The sequence below is a fragment of the Kitasatospora sp. NPDC038210 genome (assembly GCF_055600605.1).
The window spans coordinates 35,061-49,034 of the sequence record NZ_JBVJYK010000015.1; the positions used below are offsets into that span (position 1 = coordinate 35,061).

Genomic DNA, 13,974 nt, shown 5'->3' on the forward strand with positions numbered 1-13,974 from the left:
GGCCGCACCATGAACGTCTCGACGAACGTCCCGCCCGGCGGGTCCGCTGAGCCGCTCGCCCAGCGGCTCGCCGAGCTGCGCGGACCGGCCCTCCAGCGCAGTCTGAACGCCCGTTCCCTCGCCGCGCTCGCGGCCAATCCGGGTTGTCACCGCCGTGCGGTGCTCGACGCGGCCGGGATCGACAAGTCGGCGCTGGCCGCCCGGCTCGGCCGCCCCGCCCCCTTCGGCCAGTCCCCCTTCGCGATCGCCCGCGGCGTGATCTTCGAGTCCCGGCTGAAGGCGGACGACTACGCCGCGCTGCTGGAGCCGCTCCGCCGCCACCTCGACCTCCCGGTCGACGGCCACGCCCCGCTGGCGGTGCCGGACCTGCTGCAGCGCTCCGGCCCGGCGGTCCGCGCCGACCGGACGGCGCAGGCGCTGGCCCGGGCCGCCGCCGACCCGGAGTCCTGGACGCTGCTCGACCACCCGCTGCTGCGTCTGGAGGTGGCCGGCAGCACCGCCTACCTGGAGCCGGACGCGCTCGTGGTGCACGGCGGTCGGTGCACGGTGGTCGAGATCAAGTCGTTCCCGGTGGTCGACGGCAGCGCGGACCCGGCCAAGGTCGGCGCCGCCGCCCGCCAGGCCGCCGTGTACGTGCTGGCGCTCCAGCGGGCCGCGGCTTCGGCGGCCGGGCTGCCCCTGGACGACGACCCCTACACCGAGCAGGCTCTGCCCGGCAGCCCCCGGACGAGCGTGCTGCTGGTCTGCCCCAAGGACTTCGGCAACCGGCCGACGGCGGTCGCCGTCGACGTCCGCCGAGAGCTGGCCACCACCCGCCGCCAGCTGAGCCGGATGACCGGCATCGGCCGGCTGCTGGACGCGCTGCCGCCGGACGCGGACTTCGACCTGGCGTCCGACGAGGCGGGCACGCCGGCGCGGTCCGCCGAGCAGCTGGTCGCCGCGGTCGAGGCGGTGCCCGCCGCGTACAGCCCGGACTGCCTCTCCACGTGCGAGCTCGGCTTCCACTGCCGGGCCCGGGCCCGCTGCGGCGACCGGGTCGAGCAGCTGGGCCGGGGCGTGCGCGGCGAGCTGGGCAGCATCCGGACGGTCTCCGAGGCCCTGGCTGCCGCCACCGGCGGCGGCGCGGGCACCGGCGGGACGGGCGCCGACGGGGCAGGCGGTACGGACGACGGCACGGACGACGCCGCCGAGCGCCTGGCCTACGCGGCCGCCCTGCGCGCGGAAGCCCTGGGGAAGGCATGAGTCTCCTCACCACCCTGGCCCGTCTGGAGGCCGTCCGCAGCGGCCGGGCCGAGCCGCTGGCCACCGTCCGGCACCGGCACCTGTCCGACCGCCCGATGGTGCTCGTCCCGCTGACCGCCGCCGGTGAGGCCGGCGCGCCGCTGGCGATGATGCTGGGCACCGACCGCGACGCGCCCCGGCTGCACCTGGTGCCGCAGCCGCTCAACCGCACCCTGCGGTTCGACTTCCTGGCCGAGCTGGCCGCCGACCTGCTGCCCTACCTGGAGTCCTTCGCCGACGACGTCGAGCAGATCGAGGGCTCCGAGAAGGACCCGGAGACCGGCGAGAAGACCCAGGTGTTCCGCGAGCTGTGCGCGGACGCCCCGCAGCTGGTCGTGCCGAACGGCGCGGGGATCCACCACCTCGCCCTGATCGGCCGTTCGACCCGCTTCCGCCGCACCGTCGAGGACGACGAGCCGGGCCCCTACCCGGCCCCGGTCCGGGTGCCGCTGCTGGGCCGCTGGCTGACCCACCTCAGCGAGCGCGCCCAGGTGCCCGGCTCCAGCATGCTGCTGCCGATGACCGGTCTGCTGGCGCGGCACTGGGCCACCGGCCAGAGCCACCTGGAGGACCAGCACCTGGCGGCCCGGCTGGCGTGGCACCGCCCGCCGCCCGGCCTGACCGGCGCCGGGGCCGCCGAGCTGGCCGAGTCCGCGCGGGACGAGCACGGGCAGCTGCTGCACCCGCCGGCCGGCCCGGCCACCGACCCCCGCTTCGACGAGGCCGTGCTCGCCCCGGCGATCGCCCGCTACGACTCCGCCGTGGGCGCCCTGCGGCACAGCACCGAGCAGCACGACGAGGACGCCGCCGAGCGCGCCCGGGCAGCGGTGCGGGCCGCGGTCGGGCAGCTGGAGGAGGTGCTGACGGCCGTCCTGCTGCCGACCTGGCGGGACGTCTGGCAGGGCCTGGACCTGCTGCGCGGCCTGCCGCCGGGCGGCCACCTGGAAGAGCGCTGGACGGGCGACCGCTGGTCGTACACCGGCCACCGGGACCGCCTGGCGGCCGGCGAGCCCCCGCAGCCCCGGCAGGACGACGCCGTCACCGCCGCCCGCAAGCTCGCCCAGCGCGAGCGCGAGCAGGCCCGGCTGGACGTCCAGGAGGCGCTGGACGACCCGCTGGCGATGGCCGAACACCGGCTGGCCGGCGAGGCGTTCAGTGGCGAGGTGACGGAGGTGGTGCCGGACTGGGACACGACCGGCCGCTCCCCCAAGCCCCGCCCGCTGGTCACCCTGCGCACCGCCGACCGCCCGCACGCGGACCTCGGCCGGGAGGTGCACCGGGTGTGGGGCTCCCCCCGGCCGGAGTCGGGGAGCCCGGCCGCGCAGAAGGCCGAGATCGTGGCGGTCGACACCGCCGAGGGCACCATCACGCTGCGGGTGCTGTCCGGCATGGGCCGCAGGAAGGAGCCGGAGCCGGGCAGCCTGCCCGAGCCCGGCGAGCCGGTCACCTTCACCCTGTTCGAGTTGACGGTCCGCCAGTCCGCGCCGCTGCCCGAGCCGGACGACACCCCCTGGACGCACGGCGGCCCGCCCGGCGCCGCACCGCCCGTACCCGCCGCGACCGCCTCCGAGGAGTGGGAGTGATGACCGCCTCGACCCCCCAGCCGGACCGGCACGGCCGGCCGGACCCCGACCAGGCCCCGGGAGCGGCCGCTGACGCGGCCGTGGCCGGGATCCTGGCCGCGACCGTCCGCCCGCCGGCCGGCGCCCCGCGCGGCGTGGTGGTGGACTCGCCGCCCGGCGCCGGGAAGTCGACGCTCGTGGTGCGGGCCGCCCGCGAGCTGGTCGAGGCCGGCGAGCGGCTGATGATCGTCGCCCAGACCAACGGCCAGGTGGACGACCTGGTCGGCCGACTGGCCGAGAAGGCGCCGGACCTGACGATCGGCCGGCTGCACGCGGCGGACTCCCGTCCGGGCCCGGAGGTCCTGAAGCACGCCGGGGTCACGCCCTCGGACAAGATCGCCGACCTGGTCGAGCACGACGTGGTGATCTCCACCTCGGCCAAGTGGCAGTGGGTGCGGGCCGAGGCGCCGTGGCGGCACGCGATCGTCGACGAGGCGTACCAGATGCGCTCGGACGCCCTGCTCGCGGTGGCCCGGCTGTTCGAGCGGGCGCTGTTCGTCGGCGACCCGGGCCAGCTGGACCCGTTCACCGTGGTCGGCACCGAGCAGTGGGCCGGTCTGTCGTACGACCCGTCCGGCAGCGCCGTCGTCACCATGCTGGCGCACAACCCGCAGATCGAGCCGCACCGGCTGCCGGTCTCCTGGCGGCTGCCCGCCAGCGCGGCGCCGCTGATCTCCCGGGCCTTCTACCCGTACACCCCGTTCCGCTCCGGCACCGGCCCGGACGACCGTCGGCTGACCGGCACCGTCCGTCCCGACGGCTCGGCGCTGGACGCGGCGATCGACCGGGCCGCCGAGCACGGCTGGGCGCTGCTGGAGCTGCCCGCCCGGCACACCGTCCGGACCGACCCGCAGGCCGTCGCCGCGGTCGCGGCGACGGTGCGCCGGCTGCTGGAGCGCGGGCTGACGGCGCACTCCGAGCAGGGCGACGCGCCGCTCACCGCGGACCGGATCGCCGTCGGCACCGCCCACCGGGACCAGGCGGCGGCGGTGCGCGCGGCCCTGCTCAAGGTCGGCGTCCCGGTGGACGGCACGGCCGGGCCCGCCGTCACGGTGGACACCGCCAACCGGCTGCAGGGCCGGGAGTACGACGTCACCGTGGTGCTGCACCCGCTCTCCGGCCGCCCCGACGCGACCGCCTTCCACCTGGAGACCGGACGGCTCTGCGTGCTCGCCTCCCGGCACCGGCACGCCTGCATCGTGGTGGCCCGGGCCGGGATCGCCGAGCTGCTGGACGAGCACCCGGCCACCGAGCCGGTGCAGTTGGGGGTGCCGGTGGCGTTCCCGGACGGCTGGGAGGCCAACCACGAGGTGCTGCACCACCTGGCCGGCCACCGGGTCCGCCTGCGGTAGCGGCCCGGCTCCGTCCGGGGCATCGGCGCCGGGGCCGGGGCCGGGGCCCCCGGTCAGTCCTCGGTCTCGCAGACCGCGAAGGCCTTGACGGCCGTGTGGTCGGCCTGCGCGTACCAGCTGCGGGCGTCCTGGGACGGGCCGTTGTAAGTGACGGTGTCGTGCGTCCCGGCCGGCAGCTGGTAGCCGCCGCCGGTCAGGTGGGTGCCGCTGGGGCAGGTCGCCTGCGACAGGCCGCCCGGGGCGCTCACCCCGCCCTGCACGACCACCGCCGTCTCGGCGGCGACGGCCGGCGCCGCCGCGGCCAGGCCGAGGGCGGAGGCGGCCGACAGGGCGCCGAAGGGCAGGACGAAGCGCAGGATCGTCCGCACGTGCATGGGATCTCCCCGATCTGTGGGTGACTGGACTACACGGAACCGCACCGGCACAACCGGTTCGCACGCGATCCGGATGCGCGGCACTCGGAGCACGCCTGCGGCGCGCGCCGGGGAATAGCGCCCGCACGCGCACCGTTCCGCTACCGGCCCTCGCCGCGAGACAATGGACGACGGCCACAACCCGGGCGGCGCAGCCCGGAGCAGCTCTCTGCCCGCCCCACCGAGACCCCGGAGGTGTCCGTCCATGCCCGACTCCCCTGCAGAGTCGACCGAGCCCACCAGGCGCGTGCGTCCGGCGCAGCTGCTGTTCGAGCCGCAGTCCGCCGAACCGGAGCCGGAACGATTCTTCGACCTGGAGTCGATCGAGGACCCGGCGGAGCTGCTGCGCCGCTCCACCGAGCTGGCCCTGGCCTTCCGGGCGGCGGCCGAGCGGGCCACCGACTTCCAGGCCGTCGCCGCCGCCCAGCTCGCCGACCCGCGCCGGTTCGACGCCCTGTCGGACGCCGAGATCGCCGCGCGGGCGGACTGGACCCCGGACTACGCCACCAAGATGATCGAGTACGGCCGCACGCTGCTCCAGCCGCGCCGCCACGAGGACTGAGCGCTCCCCGGAGTTCCCCTGCCCAGCGGCCCGCGTCCGGTGCGCCGCGCCCCGCGCATCACGCCCGGACACGGGCCGCTGGCATATGCGCGGCGGGAAGGGTACGCCGTCCCCCGCCGCGCTGTCCGGCGAACGGGGCTTTCCGCCCTGCCGGCGGCGCGCACGGCGCAGGCTGCTGTGCGTGGACATCTGGACGCATCAGTCGGTGGAGTACGTCAGCGTGGCCGGGGAGGCCTGGCTCGCCTCCGCCAGCGAGTACCCGCGCAGCATGCGCGCCCTCTGGGAGACCCGCCCGTGGGCGCCCTCGGTACTGCCCTGCGGGCGCGCCTTCGACGTGATCAGCATGCCGGCCCTGTTCGGCCGCCGGGTGCTGGACGAGCTGTGGGCCTCCGGTCCGGGCTGCGGGCCGGTCGCGGCCTACCGGGGGCGGACCCTGCTGTTCGTCCAGCCGGGCGCGGCGCCCCGGCTGCGCCGGCTGCTGGCCTGGGAGGAGTGGGCCCGGGACGTGCCGCCGCTGCTCTGCCACGGCAAGGGTGACGCGGTGACCGTGCCGCCGATGCAGCGCATGGTGAACAGCCCGGACTCCCCCGGCCACGGCGCCGGCCGGTGGATCGTCGCACCGGAGGACCGGGAGCCCTGGCTGCCGGGCGCCTCGGTGGTGCTGTGGGCCTGCGTCCGGGCGGCGCGCGAGCCGGGCGCGCCGGTCCCCGCCGGGGCGGCCGTCGTGACCGGCGGATGAACGCCGGGCGACCGGTATTCGATTTTGGCTCGGACGCGCGGCGCTGCTAGAGTCTTCTCTGTCAGCAGGCGCCGCTAGCTCAGTTGGTTAGAGCAGCTGACTCTTAATCAGCGGGTCCGGGGTTCGAGTCCCTGGCGGCGCACAGACAGCCGGAAGGCCCTTCGCGAAAGCGAAGGGCCTTCCGGCGTTTCCGGGGCCGTCGCCGGTTCCGGGCCCGTTACCGGGTCCGGAACCGGAGCCCCCGGGAAGCAGGTCGGCCGGGCCGCCCGCCGGAGCGGACGGCCCGGCCGGGGCTCAGCGGCCGCGCAGCGCGCGGTAGCGGGCGACCAGCTCGGCGGTGGAACTGTCGAGCTGCTCGGCGCCCTCACCCGTGAGCAGCACCGGCTCGATCCGCTTGGCGAGCACCTTGCCCAGCTCGACGCCCCACTGGTCGAAGGAGTCGATGTTCCAGATCGCGCCCTGGACGAACACCTTGTGCTCGTACAGCGCGACCAGCTGGCCGAGCACCGACGGGGTCAGTTCGCCGGCCAGGATCGTGGTGGTCGGGTGGTTGCCCTTGAAGGTCTTGTGCGGGACGAGTTCGGCGGGCACGCCCTCGGCCGCGACCTCCTCGGGGGTCTTGCCGAAGGCCAGCGCCTGGGTCTGCGCGAAGAAGTTGGCCAGCAGCAGGTCGTGCTGGGCGACCAGGCCCGGGAGCAGGTCGGCGACCGGCTTCGCGAAGCCGATGAAGTCGGCCGGGATCACCTTGGTGCCCTGGTGCAGCAGCTGGTAGTAGGCGTGCTGGCCGTTGGTGCCGGGGGTGCCCCAGACCACCGGGCCGGTCTGCCAGTCCACCGGGGTGCCGTCGCGGGTCACCGACTTGCCGTTGGACTCCATGTCCAGCTGCTGCAGGTAGGCGGTGAACTTGGACAGGTAGTGCGAGTACGGCAGCACCGCGTGCGCCTGGGCGTCGAAGAACGCGCCGTACCAGACGCCCAGCAGGCCGAGCAGCAGCGGGACGTTCTGCTCCGCCGGGGCGGTGCGGAAGTGCTCGTCGACCAGGTGGAAGCCGTCCAGCATCTCGCGGAAGGCGTCCGGTCCGATGGCGATCATCAGCGAGAGGCCGATCGCCGAGTCGTAGGAGTAGCGGCCGCCGACCCAGTCCCAGAACTCGAACATGTTGGCGGTGTCGATGCCGAAGTCCTGCACGCCCCGGGCGTTGGTGGACAGCGCGACGAAGTGCTTGGCCACCGCCGCGGGGTCGCCGCCCAGGCCGCCGAGCAGCCAGTCGCGGGCGGAGACCGCGTTGGTGATGGTCTCGATGGTGGTGAAGGTCTTCGAGGCGACGATGAACAGCGTCTCGGCCGGGTCGAGGTCGCGGACCGCCTCGTGCAGGTCGGCGCCGTCCACGTTGGAGACGAAGCGGACGTCGAGGTCGCGCTCGGTGTACGAGCGGAGCACCTCGTAGGCCATCGCCGGGCCGAGGTCGGAGCCGCCGATGCCGATGTTGACGACGGCGCGGATCGGCTTGCCGGTGAAGCCCTTCCACTCGCCGCTGCGGACCCGCTCGGCGAAGGCGGCCATCTTGTCGAGGACGGCGTGCACGACGGGCACCACGTTCTCGCCGTCGACCTCGATCACGGCGCCGCGCGGGGCGCGCAGGGCGGTGTGCAGGACGGCGCGGTGCTCGGTGTTGTTGATCTTCTCGCCGCGGAACATCGCGTCCCGCAGCTCGGCGACGCCGGTGGCCGCGGCGAGGTCGCGCAGCAGCTCCAGCGTCTCGTCGGTGACCAGGTGCTTGGCGTAGTCCACGTGCAGGTCGCCGACCTGCAGGGTGAGGCGGCGGCCGCGCTCCGGGTCGGCGGCGAACAGCTCGCGCAGGTGGGTGTCGCCCAGTTCGGCCCGGTGCTTGGCCAGGGCGCCCCACTGCGGGGTGCGGTCCAGCGGGGTGCGGGCGTCGGCGCGGGTCTCCGACATCGGTGGGTCCTCGATTCATCTGGGTGCAGAAACCGGCAGGGCCAGGCGTGAGGGTTCTTCGCGAGGTCGTGCGGGTACTGGTGGTGCGCCGACTCCGTTGACGGCCTGCCCGGGCTCAGCCTATGCAACCTCGGGGGCGGTCGCGCACATTCCGCCCGGCGGCGGACAACCCGTCACCTCGGAGCGGCCCGGCCCGCCGTCACTTCCGTTCCGAGCGCAGGTCGAGCCCGCGCAGCACCTGGTCGACCAGCTCCGGGTCGGCACCCAGCTCGCTGCGGGCGACGAGCATCTCGCGGCGGGACGCGGCGATCATCTCCTGCTCGACCTCCCGGGCGGCCCGCCACTGCGACAGGCGCAGCTTGGCCTCGGCGGCCTCCTCCTCGGCGTAGTTCTCCGGGCAGAGCCGGGCCAGCCGGTCGTGCTGACGGTCCCGCAGCCGGTCGGCGACCTCGGCGGGCAGCCGGTCCTGCTCCTCCAGTTCGCCGAGCCGGGTGAGCCCGGCCTTGGCGGCCCGCCACCAGAGCTGACGGACGGCCTGCTCGTGCTTGTCCTGGTCGATGTCCAGCCGGAGCCGCTTGGCCACCCAGGGCAGGGTCAGGCCCTGCACCAGCAGGGTGAAGAGCACCACGCTGAAGGCGATGAAGACCAGCCGTCCGCGCTCGGGGAAGTCCGCTCCGGAGTGCAGGGTGAGCGGGATGGCGAGCGCCAGCGCGACGGTGGCCACGCCGCGCATGCCGGACCACCAGAGGACCACGCTCTCCTTCCAGCTGAACGGGGTGTCCTCGTCGTCGCCGCTGCGCAGCCGCCGGGACACCCAGCCGGCCGGCAGCAGCCACAGCAGCCGGACCACCACGACGACCGCGATCACCACGGCGGCGTCGCCGATGAAGCCGGTCCAGCCGCGGCCCGCCTCCTTGAGCACGGTGGCCAGCTCCAGGCCGATCAGCCCGAAGGCGACGCCGGTGATCAGGATCTCGACCACCTCCCAGAAGGCGTTGCCGACCAGCCGGTAGGAGACGGCGTCGGCGTCGGAGGCCCGCTCGGCGAGGTAGAGCGCGCAGACCACGACGGCGAGCACGCCGGAGCCGTGGATCTCCTCGGCGATGGTGTAGGCGGCGAACGGGACCAGCAGGTTGAGCGCGACCTGCTGGGTCGGGTCGTCCAGGCGCTCGGCGAGCTTGGCGTTGATCCAGCCGAGCGCGACGCCGACGACCACGGCCAGCACCGCGGACAGGACGAAGCGCAGCACCGCGTGGCCGACCGAGAAGTCGCCGCTGACCACGGCCTCGATGGCCAGCGAGTAGATGACGATCGCGGTGACGTCGTTGAACAGGCCCTCGCTCTCCAGGATCGACACCAGGCGGCGGGGCAGGCCGACGCTGCCGGCCACCGCGACGGCGGCGACCGGGTCGGGCGGGGAGACCAGCGCGCCGACCGCGATCGCGGCGGCGATCGGCAGGGCGGGCAGCAGCCAGTGCACCGTACTGGCCACCACGGCGGTGGTGACCACCACCAGGGCGACGGCCAGCAGCAGGATCGATCGGATGTTGGCCTTGAAGTAGCGCACCGAGGAGCGTCGGGCGACGGCGAAGATCAGCGGCGGCAGGACCAGCGGGAGGATCAGCTCGGGCTCGATGGTGACGTCCGGGATCTGCGGGACGAGCGCCATGACGATGCCGAGCAGCGTCATCAGGACCGGCTGCGGCACGCCCGTCCTGCGTCCGAGCGGCATGGTGACCACGGAGGCGAGCAGCACCAGGAAGAACAGGGGCAGCTGGCCCACGGGAAGGTTCCTCTCGACGGCGGACGGCTGAGCGCCGCCAGGATAAATCTGACAATGCGCCCATCCGTGAAGGCACACCGTACGACGGCTTGACCTCAAGCACGCTTCAGGTTGAAGGATCGGCACCGGTCGACGAGAGCGGTCGAACGGTCGAGGGGCGGGAGCAGACATGAAGGCGGTCGTCGTCACGGAGTCCGGCGGTCCGGAGGTCCTGCGGGTCCGGGTGGTGCCCGATCCGGAGCCGGGCCCGGGCGAGGTGCGGGTGCGGGTGTACGCGGCCGGGGTGCAGCCGGTGGACCTGGCGGTCCGGGAGGGGTTCCGGCCGCCGGGGCTGACGGTCGAACCGCCGTTCGTCCTCGGCAACGAGTTCGCCGGGGTGGTGGACCGGCTGGGGCCCGACAGCGGGGACTGGCGGGTCGGCGACGAGGTGCTGGGGTTCCGGCTGCTGGACAGCCACGCCGAACTGGTCACGGTGGCCGCCGACCAGCTGGTGGCCAAGCCCGCGGGGATGCCCTGGGAGCAGGCCGGCTCCCTCTCCGCCTCCGGCCAGACCGCGCACACGGCGCTCGCCCTGCTCGGGGTCGGCGCCGGCGACACCGTTCTGGTGCACGGCGCCTCGGGCGGGGTCGGCACGGTGGCCGTCCAGCTGGCCCGCACCTGGGGCGCCACCGTGGTCGGCACCGCGAGCGAGCGCAACCACGGGTACCTGCGCGAGCTGGGCGCGATCCCGGTCGCGTACGGGGAGGGGCTGGTCGAGCGGGTCCGGGCGGTCGCACCGCAGGGGGTGACCGCCGCCTTCGACGCCGCCGGACGGGGCGCGCTGGAGGCCTCGGTCGAGCTGGTCGCCGACCGGGACCGGATCGGGACGGTTGTCGACTTCGAGGGCGCCGGCCGGCTGGGCGTCCGGCCGCTGCGCACCCAGCGCACGGCCGCCCGGCTGGCCGAGCTGGTCCGGCTGTGGGAGGCGGGCGGGCTGCGGCTGGAGATCGCCGAGGCGCTCCCGCTGGAGAAGGCGGCCGAGGCCCACCGGCTGGTCGGCACCGGCCACGTCCGGGGCAAGGTGGTGCTGACCGCCTGAGCGGGGGCCGCCCGGGCCGATTGTGTGATTCGGCCGCTGACCAGGTAATGTTCTCCACGTCAGCAAGCGCCGCTAGCTCAGTTGGTTAGAGCAGCTGACTCTTAATCAGCGGGTCCGGGGTTCGAGTCCCTGGCGGCGCACAGACAGCCGGAAGGCCCTTCGCGAGAGCGAAGGGCCTTCCGGCGTTTCCGGGGGCGTCGCCGTTGCCGGTTCCAGGGCCGGGGCCGGGGCCGGGGCCGGGGCAACGGGCCACTCGGGAGGGGTGGCAGGAAAGGTGGGAATCAGGTCATTGCTGCCACCACGGCCCGCTGACAGGCTGGCCGCATGAGAGCGCGCAGCGTGCTGGTCCTCCTCTACGAGGGCGTGCAGAGCCTCGACGTGACCGGCCCCGTGGAGGTGTTCACGGGCGCCGGCGCCGCCTCCGGGCAGCCGGGGGCGTACCGGGTGGTCACCGCCTCGCCGGGCGGGCAGCCGGTGCGCAGCACCGGCGGGCTGCGGCTGCTGCCGGACGCGGACCTCGCCGAGGTCGGGCCGGTGCACACCCTGCTGGTCCCCGGCGGGACGGGCGCCGAGCACCCGGACGGCGCACTGGTGGCGCGGATCCGGGAGCTGGCCGGACGGGCCGAACGGGTGGTGTCGGTGTGCACCGGGGCCTTCCTGCTCGCCGAGGCCGGACTGCTGGCCGGGCGCCGGGCGACCACGCACTGGGCGTACTGCGAGGAACTCGCCCGGCGCTTCCCTGACGTCGAGGTGGACCCGGACCCGATCCACGTCCGGGACGGGCGAATCGCCACCTCGGCCGGCGTCACCGCCGGGATCGACCTGGCGCTCGCCCTGGTCGAGGAGGACCTCGGCCGGGAGACGGCACTGCTGATCGCCCGTCACCTGGTGGTCTTCCTGCGCCGCCCGGGCAACCAGGCCCAGTTCAGCACCCAGCTGGCCGCCCAGGTGGCGGCCCGGCAGCCGCTGCGCGAGGTCCAGCGCTGGATCGCCGAGCACCCGGAGGCCGACCTCTCGGTCGAGGCGCTGGCCCGCCGCTCGGCGCTGTCGCCGCGGCACTTCGCCCGCGCCTTCACCGCCGAGGTCGGGGTGACCCCGGGCCGGTACGTGGACGGCGTCCGGCTGGAGGCCGCCCGGCGTCGGCTGGAGGACACCGACGACGGCATCGAGGAGATCGCCCGCCGCTGCGGCTACGGCACCCCGGAGGCGATGCGGCGCGCCTTCGTCCGGGTGCTGGCCGCACCGCCCGCCGAGTACCGACGCCGCTTCCACCCGAGTCACCACGGAGGACACTGATGCGCACCGCCATCCTGCTGTACGACGACTTCACCGCGCTGGACGCGGTCGGCCCGTACGAGGTGCTGTCCCGGATCCCCGGCTCCGAGGTGGTGTTCACCGCCGCCCGGCGCGGGCCGGTGCGCACCGACATGCGGAGCCTGGCGCTCACCGCCGACGCCGCACTGGACGAGGTTGACTCGGCCGACGTGCTGCTCGTGCCCGGCGGGCCCGGAACGGAGGCCCGGCTGACCGATCCCGCCGTGCTGGAGTGGGTGCGCGCCGTGGACGCGACCACCACCTGGACCACCTCGGTCTGCTCGGGCTCGCTGATCCTGGCCGCCGCCGGGCTGCTGGAGGGGCGCCGGGCCACCTCGCACTGGTGCTGCCTGGACCAGCTGCCCCGCTTCGGTGCGGAGCCGACCGGGACGGAGCGGGTCGTGGTCGACGGCAAGTACGCGACCGCGGCCGGCGTCTCGGCCGGGATCGACCTGGCGCTGACGCTGACCGGCCGGCTGGCCGGCGACCGAGTGGCGGAGGCGATCCAGCTGGTCATCGAGTACGACCCGCAGCCGCCGTACTCGGCGGGCTCGACCGCCGCGGCCCCGCCCGAGCTGGTGGCCGAGCTGCTGTCGAACCGGCTGCTGCTCCGCTAGGACCCCAGGCCTGCGGCCCGACGCCGGGGGCCTACCGGACCGGGGGGAAGGCGTGGCGACGGGCGCCGACGACCACGGCGAGGACGGGGAGCATCAGCGCGAGGACCGTCCAGGGCAGGGCGGCGGTGCCGAATGCGCCCAGGACGACGCCGCCGACCACCCCGCCGGACGCCATCGCGACGTTCCACAGGGTCACCAGCACGGACTGGGCGGCGTCCGCGTGCTCCCCGCCCGCGTCGCCGAGGGCGGTCTGCAGCAGGGTGGGGGCGCCGCCCCAGCCCAGGCCCCAGAGCAGCGCCGCGAGGTACACCGCCGGCGCGCTGCCGGACCGCACCGCGAGGGCGCCCGCCGTCACCGCGACCAGCAGCGCGCCGCCGATCGTCAACTGCCGCAGCCGGCGGTGGATGTGGGCACCGGTGAGCCAGATGCTCGCCAGCGAGGCCAGCCCGAAGACCAGCAGCACGGTGCCGGTGGCGCCGCCGAGGCCGGCCCGGTCGAGCAGGGGCGCGATGTAGGTGAACAGGACGGTGTGCGCGAGCACGAAGAGCACCGTGACGGTGAGCACCGGCGCCACGCCGGGCACGGCGAGCGCGCGCCGGACGGGCGAGCGCTCGCCGTCCGGCTGTCCGGGCTGGTCGGGCAGCAGCACCGCGATCCAGCCGACCACGCCCACCGCCAGTGCCGTCATGGCCAGGAACGGCACCCACCAGGCGGATATCCGGCCGACGAAGGTGCCGATCGGCACTCCGAGCGACAGCGCCACCGGCACACCCGCCATCGCGACGGCCATCGCCCGGCCCTGCTGCCCGACCGGCACCAGCCGGCGGGCGTACCCGGCCAGCACCGCCCAGGCGAGGCCGGCCGCGACGCCCGCGAGGAAGCGGGCGGCCAGCGTGAGCGGGTAGCTGCCGGAGACCGCGGTCACCGTGTTGGCCAGCGCGAAGCCGCCCATCGCGGCGAGCAGCAGCCGCTTTCGGCCCAGCCCGGCGGTGGCCGCGGTGAGCGGGATCGCGGTGACGGCGGTGCCGATCGCGTACACGGTGACGGTCTGCCCGGCCGCCGACTCGCCGACGCCGAGGGACTCCCCCATGCCGGGCAGCACCCCGGCGGGCAGGGTCTCGGTGAGCGCGGTGACGAAGACGGCGGTCGCCAGGGCGAGCAGGGAGGGGAGCGGGAAGGGCCGGTGGGGTGCGGGAGCCGGGAGCTGTGTGGTCGCCATGGGGACCATGCTCGAACCTCACACCGGTGTCAGGTTCA

The 13,974-nt window shown here is 75.1% G+C and carries 12 protein-coding genes and 2 tRNA genes; 10 read left to right on the top strand and 4 right to left on the bottom strand.

All coding sequences use genetic code 11. From position 1 onward, the window contains the following. The first annotated feature begins 9 nt into the window (after positions 1–9). Genes ACZ7KX_RS27900 through ACZ7KX_RS27910 form a run of 3 tightly spaced genes read left to right on the top strand, consistent with a single transcriptional unit; the run spans position 10 to position 4,255 of the window. The gene (locus tag ACZ7KX_RS27900; RefSeq protein ID WP_470328858.1) at positions 10–1,242 is read left to right on the top strand and encodes a hypothetical protein; all 1,233 of its coding nucleotides are present in this window, start codon (positions 10–12) and stop codon (positions 1,240–1,242) included. After that, complete coding sequence (locus tag ACZ7KX_RS27905) at positions 1,239–2,864, top strand: hypothetical protein (RefSeq protein ID WP_470328859.1); 1,626 nt, start codon at positions 1,239–1,241, stop codon at positions 2,862–2,864. The genes ACZ7KX_RS27900 and ACZ7KX_RS27905 overlap by 4 nt, the downstream gene beginning before the upstream one ends. Beyond that, positions 2,864–4,255 (top strand): AAA family ATPase, encoded by a 1,392-nt coding sequence (locus tag ACZ7KX_RS27910; RefSeq protein WP_470328860.1) that lies wholly within the window; start codon positions 2,864–2,866, stop codon positions 4,253–4,255. Before ACZ7KX_RS27905 ends, ACZ7KX_RS27910 begins: the two co-directional genes overlap by 1 nt. A 53-nt stretch (positions 4,256–4,308) precedes the next feature. Here ACZ7KX_RS27910 and ACZ7KX_RS27915 read toward each other — a convergent pair whose 3' ends face one another. Then, positions 4,309–4,629 carry a hypothetical protein gene (locus ACZ7KX_RS27915; protein ID WP_470328861.1) on the bottom strand — a complete coding sequence of 107 codons (321 nt, stop codon included), beginning with the start codon at positions 4,627–4,629 and terminating at the stop codon, positions 4,309–4,311. A gap of 244 nt (positions 4,630–4,873) precedes the next feature. On the opposite strand from ACZ7KX_RS27915, the gene ACZ7KX_RS27920 reads away from it, so the two are divergent. The 3 genes from ACZ7KX_RS27920 (at position 4,874) to ACZ7KX_RS27930 (ending at position 6,111) form a co-directional block, all read left to right on the top strand. After that, entirely contained in the window at positions 4,874–5,230 is a 357-nt protein-coding gene (locus ACZ7KX_RS27920) for a hypothetical protein (protein ID WP_470328862.1), read from the top strand. Between the two features lie 181 nt (positions 5,231–5,411). Continuing rightward, positions 5,412–5,969: a bifunctional DNA primase/polymerase gene (locus tag ACZ7KX_RS27925; RefSeq protein ID WP_470328863.1), complete on the top strand. Its 558-nt coding sequence runs from the start codon at positions 5,412–5,414 to the stop codon at positions 5,967–5,969. Between the two features lie 68 nt (positions 5,970–6,037). Beyond that, positions 6,038–6,111, top strand: a tRNA-Lys gene (locus tag ACZ7KX_RS27930). Positions 6,112–6,263: 152 nt separating this feature from the next. Here ACZ7KX_RS27930 and pgi read toward each other — a convergent pair. Together pgi and ACZ7KX_RS27940 are read right to left on the bottom strand one after the other, a co-directional pair. Then, positions 6,264–7,925: a glucose-6-phosphate isomerase gene (gene pgi, locus ACZ7KX_RS27935; protein WP_470328864.1), complete on the bottom strand. Its 1,662-nt coding sequence runs from the start codon at positions 7,923–7,925 to the stop codon at positions 6,264–6,266. Positions 7,926–8,124: 199 nt separating this feature from the next. After that, entirely contained in the window at positions 8,125–9,708 is a 1,584-nt protein-coding gene (locus ACZ7KX_RS27940; protein ID WP_470328865.1) for a Na+/H+ antiporter, read from the bottom strand. Between the two features lie 169 nt (positions 9,709–9,877). On the opposite strand from ACZ7KX_RS27940, the gene ACZ7KX_RS27945 reads away from it, so the two are divergent. From ACZ7KX_RS27945 to ACZ7KX_RS27960, 4 genes are all read left to right on the top strand, one after another. Further along, on the top strand, positions 9,878–10,786 hold the full coding sequence (locus tag ACZ7KX_RS27945; protein ID WP_470328866.1) for an NADP-dependent oxidoreductase: 909 nt from the start codon (positions 9,878–9,880) through the stop codon (positions 10,784–10,786). A 66-nt stretch (positions 10,787–10,852) separates the two neighbouring features. Further along, positions 10,853–10,926: transfer RNA gene (locus tag ACZ7KX_RS27950), tRNA-Lys, on the top strand. 184 nt (positions 10,927–11,110) lie between these two features. Then, positions 11,111–12,082, top strand: a complete 972-nt coding sequence (locus ACZ7KX_RS27955) for a GlxA family transcriptional regulator (protein WP_470328867.1) — start codon at positions 11,111–11,113, stop codon at positions 12,080–12,082. Continuing rightward, positions 12,082–12,717: a DJ-1/PfpI family protein gene (locus ACZ7KX_RS27960; RefSeq protein ID WP_470328868.1), complete on the top strand. Its 636-nt coding sequence runs from the start codon at positions 12,082–12,084 to the stop codon at positions 12,715–12,717. Before ACZ7KX_RS27955 ends, ACZ7KX_RS27960 begins: the two co-directional genes overlap by 1 nt. A gap of 31 nt (positions 12,718–12,748) precedes the next feature. On the opposite strand, the gene ACZ7KX_RS27965 is transcribed toward ACZ7KX_RS27960, so the two are convergent. After that, positions 12,749–13,936 carry an MFS transporter gene (locus ACZ7KX_RS27965; protein WP_470328869.1) on the bottom strand — a complete coding sequence of 396 codons (1,188 nt, stop codon included), beginning with the start codon at positions 13,934–13,936 and terminating at the stop codon, positions 12,749–12,751. Between the last annotated feature and the right edge of the window lie 38 nt (positions 13,937–13,974).